Raw genomic sequence first — 17,153 nt, 5'->3', positions numbered from 1 at the left:
CTTCGATAAGGTTGAGAGATGCCTGCAAAATCTGATCCCACGGACATCGACGACGTCGAACCGCTGGCCGACAGCACGGCGCGCCAAGCCCGGCGCGTAGTCGCGGCCTATGCCAACGACGCCGACGAGTGTCGAGTCTTTCTGTCGATGCTCGGTATTGGACCCTCAAAGCTCGAGGCGTAGCCCGTGGCCGGGAGCCGGAAAGCCCGCTCCGGGAACTCCGATTTCGTGGTCGTGGCCAACCGGCTACCGATCGATATGGAGCGGCTGCCCGACGGCAGCCTGACCTGGAAGCGCAGCCCCGGCGGTCTGGTCACCGCACTGGAACCGCTGCTGCGGCGGCGACGCGGCGCCTGGATCGGCTGGCCGGGCATCATCGACGGTCCAGAGGAACCCATCGTCGAGGAAGACCTGCAGCTCTTCCCGGTTCGGCTGTCCGCCGACGACGTCGCTGAGTACTACGAGGGTTTCTCCAACGCGACGCTGTGGCCGCTGTATCACGATGTGATCGTCAAGCCGATCTATCACCGCGAGTGGTGGGACCGCTACGTCGACGTCAACCGGCGGTTCGCCGAGGCGACATCGCGCGCGGCAGCCGAAGGCGCCACTGTGTGGGTTCAGGATTACCAGCTGCAACTGGTGCCCAAGATGCTGCGGATGTTGCGGCCGGATCTGACAATCGGGTTTTTCCTGCACATTCCGTTTCCGCCGGTGGAGTTGTTCATGCAGATGCCGTGGCGGACCGAGATCATCGAAGGCCTCCTGGGCGCGGATCTGGTCGGGTTCCATCTGCCCGGCGGTGCGCAGAACTTCCTGTTCCTGTCGCGACGGCTGGTCGGCGCCAACACATCTCGGGCCTCGGTCGGTGTGCGCTCGAGGTTCGGCGAGGTGCAACTGGGTTTTCGCACCGTGAAGGTCGGCGCCTTTCCGATCTCCATCGATTCCGCAGATCTGGACCGCAAGGCGCGAAATCGTGACATCCGCCGGCGCGCGAAGGAGATCCGCGCCGAGCTCGGCAACCCCCGCAAGATCCTGCTGGGCGTCGACCGATTGGATTACACCAAAGGCATCGACGTTCGGCTTAAAGCGTTTTCGGAGTTACTCGCCGAGGGCCGCGCCAAGGGCGACGACACCGTCTTGGTGCAGCTGGCCACCCCAAGCCGCGAGCGGGTGGAGAGCTATCGCATCCTGCGCAACGAAATCGAGCAGCAGGTCGGCCACATCAACGGTGAATACGGTGAAGTCGGCCACCCGGTCGTGCACTACCTGCACCGGCCGGTTCCCCGAGACGAGTTGATCGCCTTCTTCGTGGCCGCCGACGTAATGCTGGTGACGCCCTTTCGCGACGGCATGAACCTAGTGGCCAAGGAGTACGTGGCCTGCCGCAGCGATCTCGGTGGCGCCCTCGTACTGAGCGAATTCACCGGTGCCGCAGCCGAACTCCGCCAGAGCTACCTGACCAACCCCCATGACCTCGAGGGGCTCAAGGACACTATCGAAGCCGCCGTCAACCAGACGCCCGAAGAGGGCCGACGGCGGATGCGGGCGCTGCGACGCCAGGTGCTCGCCCACGACGTCGACCGCTGGGCGCGGTCTTTCCTCGACGTGCTGGCCAACGCCAACAGCAAGGGCGACCCCGACTAACTCCCGGTCGCGGCCAGAAAATTGGCTAGTCGCCCATCAAGCCCATCACGCCGAACGTACGTTCCGGGTCACGATCAGCAAAGTAAGCCTGCATGGACGTCCCCAACGTCGACGGATCCCACGCGGCGCCATCGGCGTGGAATCGATGTTCAGCCGTTGGGGCGGCCACCAGCGTGACCGTCGGCCCGTAGACGACGAACACCTGGCCGTTGACCTTGTCCGAGGCGGGCGCGGCCAGGAACCGCACCAGCGTCACCACGTGTTCGGGCGACAACGGGTCGACCTCGCCCTCGGCGAGCTCGGGAGCGTCACCGAACACGTCGGCGGTCATCGCGGTACGCGCCCGCGGGGCGATCGCGTTGGCCCGCACGCCGTAGCGCCCGAGCGCTCGCGACGCCGTCAACGTCAGCGCCGTGATGCCCGCCTTGGCAGCACCGTAGTTGGCCTGGCCGATCGGCCCCGACAAGCCGGCTTCCGAGGTGGTGTTGATGATGCGGCCGTACACCGACCCGCCGTTGTCCTTGGCCTGGTTGCGCCAGTAGGTCGCCGCATTGCGGGTGAGCAGGAAGTGCCCACGCAAGTGCACTGCGATGACCGCGTCCCAGTCCTCGTCGGTCATGTTGAACAGCATGCGGTCGCGGGTGATGCCGGCGTTGTTGACGACGATGCTCAGCCCGCCAAGCCCGTCGGCGGTCGCCACCAGCTCGTCGGCCGTCGAGCGCTGGCTGATGTCACCGGCAACCGCCACGCCCTTGGAGCCCGCGGCGCTGATCTCGTCGAGCACATCGGATTCATCCAGCGCTTTGGGCATGTCATTGACGACGACCGTCGCACCGGATTTAGCCAACCCGATCGCCTCGGCACGGCCCAGGCCCGAGGCGGCACCGGTCACTACCGCGACACGTCCGGCCAGGTCGGTGGAGTCGTCAGACACGTTTTGTGCAGTCAACTTACGAATACCTCTAGTCTTTGCGGGTCAGGGCGGCGCGGGGGCACTCGGCGATGGATTGCTCGGCCACGTCTTCCTCGTCTGCGGGGATCGGATCCTTGGTGACGATCACGTAGTCCTCATCGTCGAGTTCGAACAGGTCCGGGGCTATTCCCACACAGACGGCGTTACCTTCACAGCGATCACGGTCGACTTCGACTCGCATGACAACCTCCTAGCCTGGCTGACCCCGAGGGCGGGGCGTTCGCAGCACCACGATACGACCAGATGGAGCGAAACCTGGCCCAAACCGGCGCTGGACCACAAGACTAGAACGTGTTACAACCAGGAGTGTCGGCGGGTCGCCGCCAGCTTGCCAACTCCAGCGAAGGATCGAGTCGATGCGGATCAGTTACACGCCCGAACAAGAGGAGCTGCGCCGCGAGCTCCGGACCTATTTCGGCAAGCTGATGACGCCGGAGCGCCAGGAAGCGCTGATGTCGACGACCGGGGGCGAGATCGGCACCGGCAACGTGTACCGCGAGACCGTTTCCCAGATGGGCAAGGACGGCTGGCTCACGCTGAACTGGCCGACGGAGTACGGCGGCCAGAACCGCGCCCCGATGGACTCGCTGATCTTCACCGACGAGGCGGCCATCGCTGGAGCGCCGGTGCCGTTCCTGACCATCAACAGCGTCGCGCCGACGATCATGGCGTTCGGCACCGACGAGCAGAAGGCGTTCTATCTACCCAAGATCGCCGCCGGTGACCTGCACTTCGCGATCGGCTACTCCGAGCCGGGCGCCGGCACGGATCTGGCGGCCCTGCGCACCACCGCGGTCCGCGACGGCGACGACTACGTGGTCAACGGCCAGAAGATGTGGACCAGCCTGATCCAGTACGCCGACTACGTCTGGTTGGCGGTGCGCACCAACACCGAGGCCAAGAAGCACCGCGGCATCTCGGTGCTGATCGTGCCGACCGCCTCGGAGGGTTTCTCGTGGACGCCGGTACACACGATGGCCGGTGTCGGCACCAGCGCCACCTATTACCAGGATGTACGCGTTCCGGCGTCCAGCCGGGTCGGCGAAGAGAACGCCGGCTGGAAACTGGTCACCAACCAGCTCAACCATGAGCGGGTCGCCCTGGTGTCGGCCCAGCCGATCTTCCTGGCACTCAACCAGGTTCGCGAGTGGGCACAGAACACCAAGGATGTGCACGGCAATCGCCTGATCGACTCCGAGTGGGTGCAGCTCAATCTCGCCCGCGTGCTGGCCAAGGCTGAGTACCTGAAGCTGATCAACTGGGAGCTGGCATCGGCCGAGAGCGGAACGCTCAACCCCGCCGACGCCTCGGCGGCCAAGGTCTTCGGCACCGAGCTGGCCACCGAGGCATATCGGCTGCTGATGGAGATCCTCGGACCGTCAGCCACGCTGCGCCAGGACTCCCACGGCGCCCTGCTGCGCGGTCGTGTCGAACGGATGCACCGCGCGGCGCTGATCCTCACTTTCGGCGGCGGTACCAATGAGATCCAGCGCGACATCATCGGCATGGTCGCGCTGGGCCTGCCCCGAGTCAACCGCTGAAACGACCGAGAAGACCTCGAGAGATTTAGGACCGAAATGGATTTCACCAAGACAGAAGCCGCGCAGGACCTCTCGGGGCTGGTCGGCACCATCGTCGACGCCGTCTGCACACCGCAGCATCAGCGTGCGCTCGACGACCTAGACCAGCGGTTCGACACCGAGCTATGGCGCAAACTCATCGACGCTGACATTCTGTCCACCGCCGCGCCGGAGTCCGTCGGCGGCGGCGGATACGGCGTCCTGGAGCAGACGGCCATCCTGACGGCGCTGGGCCGCCAATTGGCTGCGGTGCCGTACTTGCAGTCGGTGGTCCTGGCTACCGGCGCGCTGGCCCGGTTCGGTACGCCCGAACTGCGTGACCAGTGGGCGGCCCCGGCGGTGGCCGGCGAGAAGATCCTGACCGTGGCCCTCGACGGGGAGTTCGGTCAGGGCCCGGTGCAAGCGACCGCATCCGGCGACGGCTTCCGGCTGACCGGTAGTCGCACCCAGGTCGAGTTCGGCCCAGTCGCCGACGCGTTCCTGGTACCGGCCGAAACCGATTCCGGCACCAAGGTTTTCCTGGTGGCCGCCACCGACCCTGGGGTCTCGGTGACCCCGCTGCTGACCACCGGGAAGAACAGTGCCGCCGAGCTCGACCTAGCCGGCGTCGAGGTCGGAGCCGACCGGATCCTTGGCGATGCCGACGCGCTGGCGTGGCTGACCACCCACAAGACCTTGGGGCACACGGCTTTCCAGCTCGGCGTGCTCGAGCGCGCGCTCGAGCTGACGGCCGAATATGCCCGCACCCGCGAGCAGTTCGACCGGCCGATCGGCAGTTTCCAGGCGGTTTCGGCTCGGCTCGCCGACGACTACATCGAGATCAAGGGCTTGGGGCTGGCACTCGTGCAGGCCTCGTGGCGGCTCTCCGAGGACTTGCCCGCCGATGTCGAGGTGGCCACCGCGGCGTTCTGGGCGGCCGAGGCCGGACACCGCGTCGCCCACACCACCGTGCACGTCCACGGCGGCGTCGGGATCGACATGGATCATCAGGTGCACCGCTACTTCCTCACCGCCAAGCAGGTCGAGTTCGCACTCGGCGGCGCTACCGCTCAGCTGCGGCGCATCGGCCGCGAGCTGGCCGACACGCCGGCTTGACCGGACCGGTGAGCGACGAGCAGACCGTCACCGATCTGCTCGCGCGGTTGGCCGACGTCGACGATCGCGGGATCCACGCCGACGACGGCTCGTATTCGACCTGGCGTCAACACATCCAGGATGGTGCCGACCTGGCTGCGGCGTGCAAAGACAGGCTCGATCCGGACCGGCCGCCGCACGTCGGTGTGCTGCTGGGCAACACGCCGTTCTTCTCCTCACTGCTGGTGGCAGCCGCGTTGTCCGGACTCGTTCCGGTCGGGCTGAACCCCACTCGCCGCGGCGAAGCGCTGGCGCGCGATATCCAGACGGCCGACTGCCAACTGGTACTCGCCGATGGCGACAACGTCGGCCCGGAAACCTACGGCGCCGGGTTCGCCCCCGAGGGCATGGCCGTCATCGATGTCGGAACGACCGCCTGGGCCGACGAGCTCGGGCAGTTTCGTGGGACACCGATCACGTTCGCGCCCAGCCACTTCGATGACCTCTTCATGCTGATCTTCACCTCGGGTACCAGCGGCGACCCGAAGGCGGTTCGGTGCACGCACGAGAAAGTCGCCTTTCCTGGCGTGATGCTGGCGCAGCGGTTCGGGCTGGGCCCGGCCGATACCTGCTACCTGTCGATGCCGTTGTTCCACTCCAACGCGGTGATGGCGGGCTGGGCTCCGGCCGTCGCGGCCGGTGCTTCAATTGCATTGCGCCGCAAGTTCTCTGCATCGCAGTTCATCCCCGATGCGCGCCGGTTCCACGCCACCTACGCCAACTACGTCGGCAAGCCGATGTCCTACATCCTGGCCACCCCACCGCGCCCGGACGATGCCGACAACCCATTGCGCGTCGTCTACGGCAACGAGGCCGCGCCGCGCGATATCGACCGGTTCGCGCAGCGTTTCGGCGTGATGGTGGTCGACGGCTTCGGCTCGACCGAGGGTGGGGTGAACATCGCCCGAACCCCGGACACCCCGGAGGGAGCGCTTGGGCCGCTGCCGGAAGGTCTCGAGATCGTCGACGTCGAGACCGGCCAGCCGTGCCCGCCAGGGGTCATCGGCGAGCTGGTGAACCTCACTGGCCCAGGCAATTTCCGCGGTTACTACAACGCCCCTGACGCTGAGACCGAGCGGATGACCGGCGGGGTCTATCACAGCGGGGACTTGGCCTACCGTGACGACGCCGGCTACGTGCACTTCGCCGGCAGGCTGGGCGACTGGATGCGGGTCGACGGCGAGAATCTTGGCACCGCGCCGATCGAGCGAGTGTTGATGCGCTACCCCGACGTGACCGAGGCCGCGGTCTACGCCATCCCTGACCCGGCGGTCGGTGATCGGGTGATGGCCGCGCTGGTTCTACCGGAGGGCACCGAATTCGACCCGGCCGAGTTCCGCGAATTCCTGGCCGCCCAAGACGATCTCGGGCCCAAGCAGTGGCCAGCATTCGTGCGGGTGAGCACCGCCCTGCCGCGCACCGAGACGTTCAAGGTCATCAAGCGCAGGCTGTCCGCCGAGGCGCTGGAGTGCGCTGACCCGGTCTTCGAGATACCGCGCTAGCCCGCGATCGACGGCATGACGGCCTCGATCAGGTGCGGTCCCGGTTCGTCGAATGCCCATTGCAGTGCGTCGGCGAGTTCCTCAGCGGTGCCTACCCGGCGCGCGGGAACTCCCATGCCCTTGGCGATACGAACGAAATCCAGTGTGGGCCCGGTCAAATCGAGCAACGCCTCGGCCTTGGGCCCAGGCCCCTGCCCCGCAGCCTCGGCTCCGACCCGCTGAAGTTCGATTCGCAGGATGTCGTAGGACCGGTTGGCGTAGACGACGGTGGTGATGTCGAGCTGCTCACGGGCTTGGGTCCACAGCGCCGAGATGGTGTACATCGCCGAACCGTCGGACTCCAGACACAGCACCGGACGGTCAGGGGCCGCGATCGCGGCGCCGACCGACACCGGCAGCGCATAGCCGATCGCGCCACCGGTCAGGGTGAGCCAGTCATGTGCGGGGGCGCCCGCCGTCGCCTGCGCCAGAAGCACTCCCGAGGTGTTCGACTCGTCGACCACGATCGCCCGTTCAGGTAGCAGCGCACCAATGACGTCGGCCGACGTCACGACGGTCAGCGGACCACTCGGAAGCGCAGGCCGCGACAGCGGTGCAGTGTCGGCGATCTCGGACGGCGCGATCCGGTCCGCCAGGACCTCCAGCGCGGCACCGGCGCCGACCGGGCCGGCCAGCGTGTGCACGGCACAGCCATCCGGCACCAGGTCACTGGCCTTGCCCGGATAGGCGAAGAACGACACCGGATGAGGCGCCCCAGCCAAAACGAGGTGTTTCGCGCCCGCGAGCTGCGCGGTGGCCGCCTCGGCGAAATAAGCCAACCGCTCCACTGCCGGGATGCCGGCCCCGCGTTCCAGCCGGGTCGGGAACGTCTCGCACAGCACCCGCGCCCCACTGGTCTGCGCGAGCCGGACCGCCGCGGACAGACCGGCCGCGCCGGTGGCGTCGCCACCGACCATGATCACCGTCGGCTCACCTGAGCGCAGCGCGGCTTCTGCCTGGCCAAGATCAACGTGGGGCGGCTCCACCTGCACCACAGCACTTTCCAGCGTGGCGGCACCGGAGTCCCAGGAGACGTCGGCGGGCAGGATCAGTGTGGAGATGTGCTTGTGAGCGCGCGCGGTTGCGACAGCCTCGCCGGCATCGGCAGCCACATCGGCGACCGCGAGGGTGCGCCGCAGCCAGCCGGACACTGTGCCGGCCACCGCGTCGATATCGGACTCGAGCGGGGCGTCGTACTTCTTGTGATACGTCGCGTGATCGCCGACCACCACGACCACCGGCACATGCGCCCGTCGTGCGTTGTGCAGATTCGCCAGCCCGTTACCCAGGCCGGGGCCCAGATGGAGCAGCACCGCAGCCGGTTCACCCGAGATCCGGGCATAACCGTCGGCCGCCCCGGTGGCGACCCCTTCGAAAAGGGTGAGCACACCCCGCATCTGCGGCACGGTGTCCAGCGCGGCGACGAAGTGCATCTCCGAGGTGCCCGGATTGGCGAAGCAGACCCGCACCCCGTTGTCGACCAACGTGGTGATCAGTGCCTGTGCTCCGTTCACCCGACCGAGCATAACCAGATCAGCTGGGCGAGCAGCTAGCTGTCGCGGATCGTGTCCAGTTTCCGCGTCGCCGCGTCGAATCCGGCAACCAGTTCGGCGATGATGTCGGCGACCGGACGGATCTCGTTCATCCGGCCCACGATCTGGCCGACCGGCATCGCGACGGTGTCCGGATTGTCCGACTCGTTCATCCGCTGATGTGCCTCGCTGACCAGGATGTTCTGCAGCGGCATGGGCAGCGGATCCGGCGCGCCCTCGGCATCCCACGCGTCCGTCCACTTGGTCTTCAGCAGCCGAGCGGGCTTGCCGGTGTAGATCCGGCGGCGCACGGTATCGCTGGAGGTGGCCCGAAGAAGTGCGTCCTGAATGGTCGACGTTCCGCCGGGCTCGCGGTGGCCGAGGTCGTATTCGGCGGAGGTCAGGAACGCCGATCCCATCCAGACGCCAGACGCCCCGAGCGCCAGCGCGGCCGCCACCTGCCGACCCGAACCGATACCGCCCGCCGCCAGCACCGGTGCCCTGCCATCAAGCGCATCGACAATCTCTGGCCAGAGCACCACAGAGCCGATCTCCCCGGTATGGCCACCCGCCTCATGGCCTTGGGCAACGACGATGTCGACGCCGTTGTCGACATGCCGCCCCGCATGTTTGGCCGAACCAGCCAGGGCCGCGACCGGCACGCCGTGTTCGTGAGCCTGGTCGATGACGTCCTTCGGCGGTGACCCGAGCGCATTGGCGATCAGCTTGATCGGATGCTTGAGCGCCACCTCCACGTGCGAGCGAGCCACCGAATGCAGCCAGCCCAGCACACCTTCGTTGCGCTCGCCTTCCTCGGGAAGCGGCGGAACCCCAAGATCTGCGAGCGTCTTGGCGATGAAGTCCCGATGCTCCTGCGGAATCAGCTTGTTGATATCAACGGCGGTGCCCTCGGTGGGGACCTTCGCCGGCATCACGATGTCGACCCCGTACGGCTTACCGTCGGTGTTCTCGTCCATCCACTGCAGCACGGCATCGAGGTCGTCGGCATCGTTGAATCGCACACAACCCAAAACGCCCATACCGCCGGCCCGGCTGACCGCAGCGGCCACCTTCTCCGACGGGGTGAACACGAAGATCGGGTAGTCGATACCGAACCGGTCGCACAGATCTGTGTGCATCAGCTGGCGGCACCCGCATGCTTGGCGTGTACCTCGTCGGCCGGCCGCAGTTCGGTCTGATCCTTGGCCCACTTGTAGTCCGGCTTGCCGGCTGGTGAGCGCTTCACCTCGTCAACCAGCCAGAGGCTGCGCGGCACCTTGTAGCCCGCGATCTCCTTGCGCACGAACGTATCCAGGTCGGACAGCGTCGGACGGGCACCCTTGCGCGGCGCCACCACAGCGGCGACATGGCTGCCGAAGCGCGGATCGGGCACACCGACGACAAGGGCGTCGAACACGTCTGGGTGGCCCTTCAGCGCGGCCTCGACCTCTTCGGGGTAGATCTTCTCGCCGCCGCTGTTGATCGACACCGAGCCACGCCCCAGCATCGTGACCGTGCCGTCCGCCTCGACCTCGGCGTAGTCACCGGGAATCGCGTAGCGCACGCCGTTGTAGGTTCGGAAGGTCTGCCGCGTTTTCTCTTCGTCCTTGTAGTAGCCGACCGGGATGTTGCCCTTCTTGGCGATGACACCGCGCACCCCGGAGCCGGGCTTGACCTCGTTGCCCTCCTCGTCGAGCACGACGGTGCGATGGTCGATGGTCACCCGGGGGCCACCGTTGTGGTGCTCACCCTTGGCGACGATGCTGGTGCCACCGAAGCCGGTCTCCGACGAGCCGATCGAGTCGGTGATCACCCGGTTGGGCAGCAGTTCGAGCAGCTTCTCCTTGAGACTGGTGGAGAACAGCGCAGCCGTGCTCGCCAGCAGGAACAGCGAGGACAGGTCGTAATCTTTGCCGCTGTCCTGAGCGGCCTGCAGCGCGTCGAGAAGCGGGCGGGCCATGGCGTCGCCGGTGAAGAACAGCAGGTTCACCTTGTGGTCGTGGATGGTGCGCCAGACCTCGTCGGCGTCGAATTCCGGTGCCAGCACGGTGGTCTGGCCTGAGAAGATGGACATCCAGGTCGCCGACTGGGTCGCGCCGTGGATCATCGGCGGGATCGCGTAGCGGACCATCGGCGGGTTGGCGACCGCCGCCCGGGACAAGTCGTACTCGTCCTTGACGAATTCACCCGTGGCGAAGTCGGTACCGCCGAACAGAACCCGGTAGACGTCCTCGTGGCGCCACATCACGCCCTTGGGGAAGCCGGTGGTCCCGCCGGTGTAGAGCAGGTAGATGTCGTCCTCGCTGCGCTCCCCGAAGTCCCGCTCCGGTGAGCTCTCGGCGATCGCCTGATAGAACTCCACGCCGCCGTAGCGCTGGTAGTCGAGATCACTGCCGTCTTCGACGACGAGGATCGTCTTGACGTCGGGGGTGTCGGGCAGCACGTTGGCGACGCGGTCGGCGTACTGGCGTTCGTGGACCAGCGCCACCATGTCGGAGTTCTCGAACAGGTAGCGCAGTTCGCCCTCGACGTAGCGGAAATTGACGTTGACCAGGATCGCGCCGGCCTTGATCGTGCCGAGCATCGCAATGACGATCTCGATGCGGTTCCGGCAGTACAGCCCGACCTTGTCGTCCTTCTTGACGCCGTGGTCGATGAGGTAGTGGGCGAAGCGATTCGCCTTGTCCTCGAGCTCGGCGAACGTGATTCGGTCGTCACCGCAAATGAAGGCCACGCGCTCAGGCACGGCGTCGATGGCGTGTTCGGCTAGGTCGGCTATGTTCAGGGCCACGGACCCAAACTAGAACGTGTTACATTTCGACACAAGTCTGTGGCAAAGATGCTGGAAGGCAGGTACCCGTGAGCGAGCCCGAAAAGAAGGCCGACGCCCTCATTGAGCAGCGCGGACACACCCTCATCGTCACGCTGAACCGGCCCGAGGCCCGTAACGCGCTTTCGACTGAGATGCTCTCGATCATGGTCGACGCGTGGAACCGCGTCGATGAGGATCCCGAGATCCGTACCTGCATCCTGACCGGCGCGGGCGGCTACTTCTGCGCGGGCATGGACCTGAAGAACGCCACCAAGGCGCCCCCCGGGGATTCCTTCAAGAGCGGCGCGTTCGACCCGACGAAGATCGAGGGGCTGCTGAAGGGCCGCAGGCTGACCAAGCCGCTCATCGCCGCCGTCGAAGGCCCCGCCATCGCGGGCGGCACGGAGATCCTGCAGGGCACCGACATCCGGATCGCCGGCGAGAGCGCGAAGTTCGGTATCTCCGAAGCCAAGTGGAGCCTGTACCCGATGGGTGGCTCGGCGGTGCGGTTGCCGCGGCAGATCCCGTACACGATTGCGTGCGACCTGTTGCTGACCGGCCGCCACATCACCGCAGCCGAGGCGCTGTCCTACGGGCTCATCGGGTACGTGGTGCCCGACGGCACGGCATTGGCGAAGGCCCTCGAGATCGCCGAGGTCATCAACAACAACGGCCCGCTGGCCGTGCAGGCGATCCTGAAGACCATCCGCGAATCCGAGGGCATGCACGAACTCGACGCGTTCAAACCCGACACCGCCAACGGCATCCCGGTATTCCTGTCCGAGGACTCCAAAGAGGGCCCGCTGGCGTTCAAGGAGAAGCGGGCCCCCGTCTGGAAGATGCGCTAGCCGCTGGCCGTGTTGACCACCGCCGCGCTGGTGACCTTCTGCGCTGCGAACGCCGCCGCCTGAGCGGTCATTCCGTTGTCGGCGTAGGCCCCGTGGGCGCCATTGTCACCGCCCGTCGGTGAGCAGATGGGGTCTTCGGGGATGCACTGATCAATGGTCTTGGGCGCGTAGAGGCCTCCGACGGTGATCGGCGGCGCACTGCGGTCAATGCTGTTCAGGAACCCGTTCGACGGCTTGCCGAACAAGGCGACGGCCGCGACGTGCTTGGCGATCTCGGGCGGCATGGGCCCGTTGATCCCGTTCGGCGGAACGTAGCCGTCCGGAATCTTGTCCGCAGTGACGTAGCCGGCGACCGCGGCGCCCTGCGAGTAGCCACCGAGCACCATCTTGGTGTCTGGACATCTGCCGGCCATGTCCCGAACACGATTACTGGCGTCGACGACACCATCAGCGGCGGCCGGGAAGTTCAGCGACGCAGGGTAATTCACCGCGTAGACGTCGATCGACTTGCCGCCCAGCTGGGGCTGCGCTTTCAGCTGGTCGACGAACGCCTGACCGATGCCACCGACGCCGGGCGGTTCGAAGGTGCCGCGAGCGAAGACCACTTCGACGTCGGGACAGTCTTCGGCCGCCGCCGTTGGAATACCTGGGGGTGCGACCACCAGCGCCGTGACGGACAGCATCGCGGCGAAGAAGAGGTTGCGGATGTACTGAGCCTGGCCGGACCCGATGACACTCATGTCGCCCCAAAAATCTCGTGATTGTGCTGTATTGCCTCGGGTAGCGGCACTGCTTGCACCGAGGTTGGTTCGTGATTCCCGAAAGTGGGACAGCCCAAACACAACCGACGTCGAAGCTGTGGTTATCGAGGACAAGCTCGAGTAACCAGCGCGACAGCGACGGGCTCGCGGTAGCGAGGTTCACGTGCGACTGCGACGACGCAGGCTCAGGCCAGAACCGGCTTGGACGCAGTGAACACCACCGGCATTGCCTCCAGGCCGCTGACGAAGTTCGCCGGCCGCAGCGGCAGGGCGTTCTCGTCGGCCAGCCGCAGGTCCGGCAGCCGCTCGAGCACCTTGCGCACCATGGTGCTCAGCTCCAACCGCGCCAGCTGATTGCCCAGACAGAAGTGCGTTCCGAAGCCGAAAGCCAAGTGGCTGTTCGGGTTCCGGTCGATGCGGAAGTTGTGCGGGTCACCGAAGACCGACTCGTCGAAGTTCGCCGCCTCGAACATCAGCAGCATCTTCTCGCCCTGGCGCAGCTGCGTGCCATGAAACTCGACGTCGCGCATGGCGGTTCGCGCCATATTCTTGACCGGGGAGGTCCAGCGCAGCATCTCTTCGATCGCGCCGGGCAGCAGGCTCGGGTCGGCCACCAGGGCCTGCCACTGATCCTTGTGGCGCACAAGCTGTTCGGTGCCGCCCGACAATGTGTGCCGGGTGGTCTCGTCCCCGCCGATGAGAATGAGCAGGGTCTCCATGATGATCTCCTGATCATCCATCCGCTGGCCTTCGACCTCGGAGTTGACCAGAATCGAGAACAGGTCGTCGGTCGGCTCGGCCCGGCGTTTGGCGATGGTCTCGGTGGCGTATGCCGAATATCCGGCGAACGCGTCCATGACCGCCTGCAGGGTCTCGGCATCGGCGGCCGAGTTCAAGCCGCAGACCAGGTCATCGGACCACTTCAACAGCGTCGAGCGTTCCTCGGGCAGCACGCCGAGCATGTCGCCGATGACGGCCATCGGCAGCGGCGCGGCGATATCGCGGACGAAGTCGCACTCCCCTCGCTCGCAGACCGCGTCGATCAGGGTGTCGCACAAGATGTCGATCCCGGCGACCTTGTCCATCACCCGCTTACGGGTGAAGCCGGCGTTGACGAGCTTGCGGCGCAAGAGATGTCCGGGATCGTCCATGTCGATCATGTAGGGCATGCCCGGGTTGTCCGGCCGGATACCGCCGGTGTTGGAGAACGTCTCGGGGTCGCGCTCGGCGTCGATGACCGCCTGATAGGTGGCCGCGGCGGCCAAACCGTTGCGATCGCGGAACACCGGCTCATTGGCCCGCATCCAGCGGTATGCCTCACGCGCGGCACCGTCGGCGTAGAAATTGCCATCGGTCAGATCAACATTCGGCTTGGCCGGAGCCAGAGTGCCTGTCATCTAATTCCCTCCATACTTCTGTCCACGCCAGGTCTCGAAGCGGATTACAGTGTCCGCATGTCTGATTCGCAGCACACCATTGCCGGCACCGTGCTCACGATGCCGGTGCGAATTCGCAAGGCCGACGTCCACACGGCGATGTTCTCGGTTCCGGCCGACGCCGCACAGCGACTCGTCGACTACAGCGGATTGCAGGTCTGCCAGTTCCGGCCGGGCCGCGCGGTGGTGAATCTGATGCTGGCCCGCTACATCGACGGCGACCTCGGCAAGTACCACGAATTCGGCACGTGCGTGATGGTCAATCCACCGGGCTCGGATGCCCGCGGCCTCAAGGCGCTCGGCGATGCCGCGGCGTTCATCCACCATCTGCCCGTCGACCAGTCCTTCACCCTCGAGGCTGGCCGCACCATCTGGGGCTTCCCCAAGATCATGGCCGACTTCAACGTTCGCGACGCGAACCCGTTCACTTTCGACGTCAGCGAGGGTGGATCGCTGATCGCCGGAATCGAGTTCCACCGGGGTCTGCCGTTGCCGTCGCTGCGGCCGCGCAGCCAGGTGCTCAAGACTTACACCTTCTCCGAAGGCACCACTCGGGAGGTGCCCTGGGAGATGAAGAACTCCGGGGTGCGCTTCCGGCCGGGCGGCGCCACCCTGCGCCTCGGCGACCATCCGTACGCCAAGGAGCTGGCCTCGCTGGGGCTGCCCAAGCGCGCGATGGTGTCGGGATCGGTCGCCAACGTCGAGATGACGTTCGGCGACGCCCATGTCCTGCGCTAGGCCGAACGTCATCCGGTCAATCTAGGGCCCGGGCTAGACAACTCGCAAGAAGTGTCTACAACAGCGCGGCGGCCTCGTGGATCTGTTCGGGGGTGCGGGCGCCGATGACCATCATGGTGACGCCGGCGGCTTCCCAGGCGACGATCTGTTTGCGCACGTAGTCGATGTCACCGACGATGGCCGAGTCGTCGACGAGTTCGTCGGGAACGGCCTTGGCCGCATCGTCCTTTCGGTCGCTTCGGAACAGTCGGGTGACTTCGTCGACGACCTCCGAATAGCCCATCCGGCGGTAGACATCGGCGTGGAAGTTGGTGTCCTCAGCGCCCATTCCGCCCATGTAGAGCGCCAGGTGCGGCTTGATCAGGTCCATGATCGAGGCCCGGTCGTCGGTGACCACCACCTGCGCGGTCGCACAGATCTCGAAGTCCTCGCGGGACCGACGCGCCCCGGGGCGGGCGAATCCCTCGTCGAGCCACTCGTTGTACATCGGCGCCAGGCGCGGGGAGTAGAAGATCGGCAGCCAGCCATCGCAGATCTCGGCGGCCAGTGCGACGTTCTTGGGGCCCTCGGCCCCGAGCATGATCGGGATGTCGGCGCGCAGCGGATGCACGATCGGCTTGAGCGGCTTACCCAAGCCGGTGGTGCCCTCCCCCGACAGTGGCAACGGGTAGTGCGGGCCGGCGCTGGTGACCGGGGCCGCACGCGCCCAGACCTGCCGGATCACGTCGATGTACTCGCGGGTGCGCGCCAACGGCTTGGGGAACTTCTGCCCGTACCAGCCCTCCACCACCTGCGGGCCGGAGACACCCAGCCCTAGAATGTGGCGGCCACCGGAGAGATGGTCCAGGGTCAGCGAGGCCATCGCGCACGCCGTCGGAGTCCGCGCCGAGAGCTGGACCACCGAGGTGCCCAACCGCATCCGGGTGGTTTCCCGGCCCCACCACGCCAGCGGAGTGAACGCATCCGAGCCCCACGCCTCGGCGGTGAACACGGTATCGAAGCCGGCCTCTTCGGCCACCGCCACCAACTCCGCATGGTTCGTCGGAGGTTGCGCGCTCCAGTATCCGAGTTGCAGACCAAGCTTCATCGGTGCCGCCTTTCTGTCCGGGACACGGTCCTTGCCACGATTCTTAGAACCTGTTCTACTCGATGCTGTGACCACCAGCCAAAGCAGCCCGGTGCAGATCGACACGCATCAGAAGCCCCTTTCGGCACCGCTGAAGCTGTCATTCGACTACACCCGTTCAGTCGGACCACTCCTCGGCCAGTTCTTCACTGCCCTGCGCGGGCGACGCATTCTTGGCGTCCGCGGCTCGGACGGCCGAGTGCTCGTTCCGCCCGCTGAGTATGACCCCGTGACCTACGCGCCATTGACGGAGGTGGTGCCGGTCGCCAGTGTCGGCACGGTGCTGTCGTGGACCTGGCAGTCCGAACCACTGGAGGGGCAGCCGCTCGACAAGCCGTTCGCGTGGGCGCTGATCCAACTCGACGGCGCGGACACCGGCCTGCTGCATGCGGTCGCCGCGGATTCCTCGGACGCGATCAGCACCGGTGCACGCGTCCATGCGCACTGGGTCGACGAGCCAGTCGGCGCGATCACCGATATCGCGTACTTCGAGCTCGGAGACTCCCCCGAACCGGTATCGGATGAGCCCGACGACCGCGAGCCGGTGACCATCCTGGTGTCACCGAGCAGCATCGAGATCCAGCACACCGCATCGCTTCCGGAGAGCGCATTCCTGCGCGGGCTGGAAGACGGCAAGCTGCTCGGCGCTCGCACCGGCGCCGACGGCAAGGTGTACTTCCCACCGAAGGAAGCCGATCCGGCCACCGGCCTGGAGCTCGACAACTTCCTCGAGCTGCCGGACGTGGGCACCGTGACGACGTTCGCCATCATCAACATCCCGTTCGCGGGCCAGCGCATCAAGCCGCCGTACGTCGCGGCCTATGTGCTGCTCGACGGCGCGGACATCCCGTTCCTGCACCTGATTCAGGAGATCGACATCTCCGATGTGCGGATGGGTATGCGGGTGCAGGCGGTGTGGAAGCCCCGTGACGAATGGGGCCTCGGCATCGACAACATCGAGTACTTCAAACCGACCGGCGAACCCGACGCCGATTACGACACCTACAAGCACCATCTCTAAGGGACTC

16 protein-coding genes are annotated in these 17,153 nt (G+C 66.2%); 8 read left to right on the top strand and 8 right to left on the bottom strand.

Features of this window, described 5'->3' with window-relative positions; translation table 11 throughout:
• Window positions 1–18 precede the first annotated feature (18 nt).
• Together G6N38_RS30240 and G6N38_RS14230 are read left to right on the top strand one after the other, a co-directional pair.
• Entirely contained in the window at window positions 19–183 is a 165-nt protein-coding gene (locus G6N38_RS30240; RefSeq protein ID WP_005139050.1) for a hypothetical protein, read from the top strand.
• Between the two features lie 3 nt (window positions 184–186).
• The gene (locus G6N38_RS14230) at window positions 187–1,644 is read left to right on the top strand and encodes an alpha,alpha-trehalose-phosphate synthase (UDP-forming) (protein ID WP_163748460.1); all 1,458 of its coding nucleotides are present in this window, start codon (window positions 187–189) and stop codon (window positions 1,642–1,644) included.
• 25 nt (window positions 1,645–1,669) lie between these two features.
• On the opposite strand, the gene G6N38_RS14225 is transcribed toward G6N38_RS14230, so the two are convergent.
• Window positions 1,670–2,578 (bottom strand): 3-oxoacyl-ACP reductase, encoded by a 909-nt coding sequence (locus tag G6N38_RS14225; protein WP_163752012.1) that lies wholly within the window; start codon window positions 2,576–2,578, stop codon window positions 1,670–1,672.
• Window positions 2,579–2,606: 28 nt separating this feature from the next.
• Window positions 2,607–2,798 (bottom strand): ferredoxin, encoded by a 192-nt coding sequence (locus tag G6N38_RS14220; RefSeq protein WP_163748458.1) that lies wholly within the window; start codon window positions 2,796–2,798, stop codon window positions 2,607–2,609.
• A gap of 175 nt (window positions 2,799–2,973) precedes the next feature.
• Between G6N38_RS14220 and G6N38_RS14215 the strand changes: the two genes are divergently transcribed.
• Genes G6N38_RS14215 through fadD17 form a run of 3 tightly spaced genes read left to right on the top strand, consistent with a single transcriptional unit; the run spans window position 2,974 to window position 6,833 of the window.
• Window positions 2,974–4,158: an acyl-CoA dehydrogenase family protein gene (locus G6N38_RS14215; RefSeq protein ID WP_163748455.1), complete on the top strand. Its 1,185-nt coding sequence runs from the start codon at window positions 2,974–2,976 to the stop codon at window positions 4,156–4,158.
• Window positions 4,159–4,194: 36 nt separating this feature from the next.
• Window positions 4,195–5,292 (top strand): acyl-CoA dehydrogenase family protein, encoded by a 1,098-nt coding sequence (locus G6N38_RS14210; protein WP_163748453.1) that lies wholly within the window; start codon window positions 4,195–4,197, stop codon window positions 5,290–5,292.
• 8 nt (window positions 5,293–5,300) lie between these two features.
• Window positions 5,301–6,833, top strand: coding sequence for a long-chain-fatty-acid--CoA ligase FadD17 (gene fadD17, locus G6N38_RS14205; protein ID WP_163752011.1), 1,533 nt, complete (start codon window positions 5,301–5,303; stop codon window positions 6,831–6,833).
• Here the strand turns inward: fadD17 and G6N38_RS14200 are convergent.
• Genes G6N38_RS14200 through G6N38_RS14190 form a run of 3 tightly spaced genes read right to left on the bottom strand, consistent with a single transcriptional unit; the run spans window position 6,830 to window position 11,195 of the window.
• The gene (locus G6N38_RS14200; RefSeq protein WP_163748450.1) at window positions 6,830–8,386 is read right to left on the bottom strand and encodes an acetolactate synthase large subunit; all 1,557 of its coding nucleotides are present in this window, start codon (window positions 8,384–8,386) and stop codon (window positions 6,830–6,832) included. The genes fadD17 and G6N38_RS14200 overlap by 4 nt on opposite strands.
• A 35-nt stretch (window positions 8,387–8,421) precedes the next feature.
• A complete protein-coding gene (locus G6N38_RS14195) occupies window positions 8,422–9,543 on the bottom strand; it encodes an NAD(P)H-dependent flavin oxidoreductase (protein ID WP_163748447.1) in 1,122 nt (373 codons plus the stop codon).
• Complete coding sequence (locus tag G6N38_RS14190; protein WP_163748446.1) at window positions 9,543–11,195, bottom strand: medium/long-chain-fatty-acid--CoA/3-oxocholest-4-en-26-oate--CoA ligase; 1,653 nt, start codon at window positions 11,193–11,195, stop codon at window positions 9,543–9,545. The genes G6N38_RS14195 and G6N38_RS14190 overlap by 1 nt, the downstream gene beginning before the upstream one ends.
• A 68-nt stretch (window positions 11,196–11,263) precedes the next feature.
• Here G6N38_RS14190 and G6N38_RS14185 point away from each other — a divergent pair, with 68 nt between their 5' ends.
• Window positions 11,264–12,064 (top strand): crotonase/enoyl-CoA hydratase family protein, encoded by an 801-nt coding sequence (locus G6N38_RS14185; protein ID WP_163748444.1) that lies wholly within the window; start codon window positions 11,264–11,266, stop codon window positions 12,062–12,064.
• Here G6N38_RS14185 and G6N38_RS14180 read toward each other — a convergent pair.
• Both G6N38_RS14180 and G6N38_RS14175 read right to left on the bottom strand, forming a co-directional pair.
• On the bottom strand, window positions 12,061–12,747 hold the full coding sequence (locus tag G6N38_RS14180) for a cutinase family protein (protein WP_170314218.1): 687 nt from the start codon (window positions 12,745–12,747) through the stop codon (window positions 12,061–12,063). The genes G6N38_RS14185 and G6N38_RS14180 overlap by 4 nt on opposite strands.
• A 263-nt stretch (window positions 12,748–13,010) precedes the next feature.
• On the bottom strand, window positions 13,011–14,222 hold the full coding sequence (locus G6N38_RS14175; RefSeq protein WP_163748440.1) for a cytochrome P450: 1,212 nt from the start codon (window positions 14,220–14,222) through the stop codon (window positions 13,011–13,013).
• 57 nt (window positions 14,223–14,279) lie between these two features.
• Between G6N38_RS14175 and G6N38_RS14170 the strand changes: the two genes are divergently transcribed.
• Window positions 14,280–14,999 carry an acetoacetate decarboxylase family protein gene (locus G6N38_RS14170; RefSeq protein ID WP_197748130.1) on the top strand — a complete coding sequence of 240 codons (720 nt, stop codon included), beginning with the start codon at window positions 14,280–14,282 and terminating at the stop codon, window positions 14,997–14,999.
• Window positions 15,000–15,054: 55 nt separating this feature from the next.
• Here the strand turns inward: G6N38_RS14170 and G6N38_RS14165 are convergent, their stop codons facing one another.
• Complete coding sequence (locus tag G6N38_RS14165) at window positions 15,055–16,086, bottom strand: LLM class F420-dependent oxidoreductase (protein ID WP_163748438.1); 1,032 nt, start codon at window positions 16,084–16,086, stop codon at window positions 15,055–15,057.
• A 67-nt stretch (window positions 16,087–16,153) separates the two neighbouring features.
• On the opposite strand from G6N38_RS14165, the gene G6N38_RS14160 reads away from it, so the two are divergent.
• Window positions 16,154–17,146, top strand: coding sequence for a Zn-ribbon domain-containing OB-fold protein (locus G6N38_RS14160; RefSeq protein WP_246227921.1), 993 nt, complete (start codon window positions 16,154–16,156; stop codon window positions 17,144–17,146).
• Window positions 17,147–17,153 lie beyond the last annotated feature (7 nt).

Source organism: Mycolicibacterium helvum, assembly GCF_010731895.1.
In the GTDB taxonomy this organism is placed as follows: Bacteria; Actinomycetota; Actinomycetes; order Mycobacteriales; family Mycobacteriaceae; genus Mycobacterium; species Mycobacterium helvum.
This window is presented reverse-complemented; position numbering and strand designations above follow the sequence as displayed.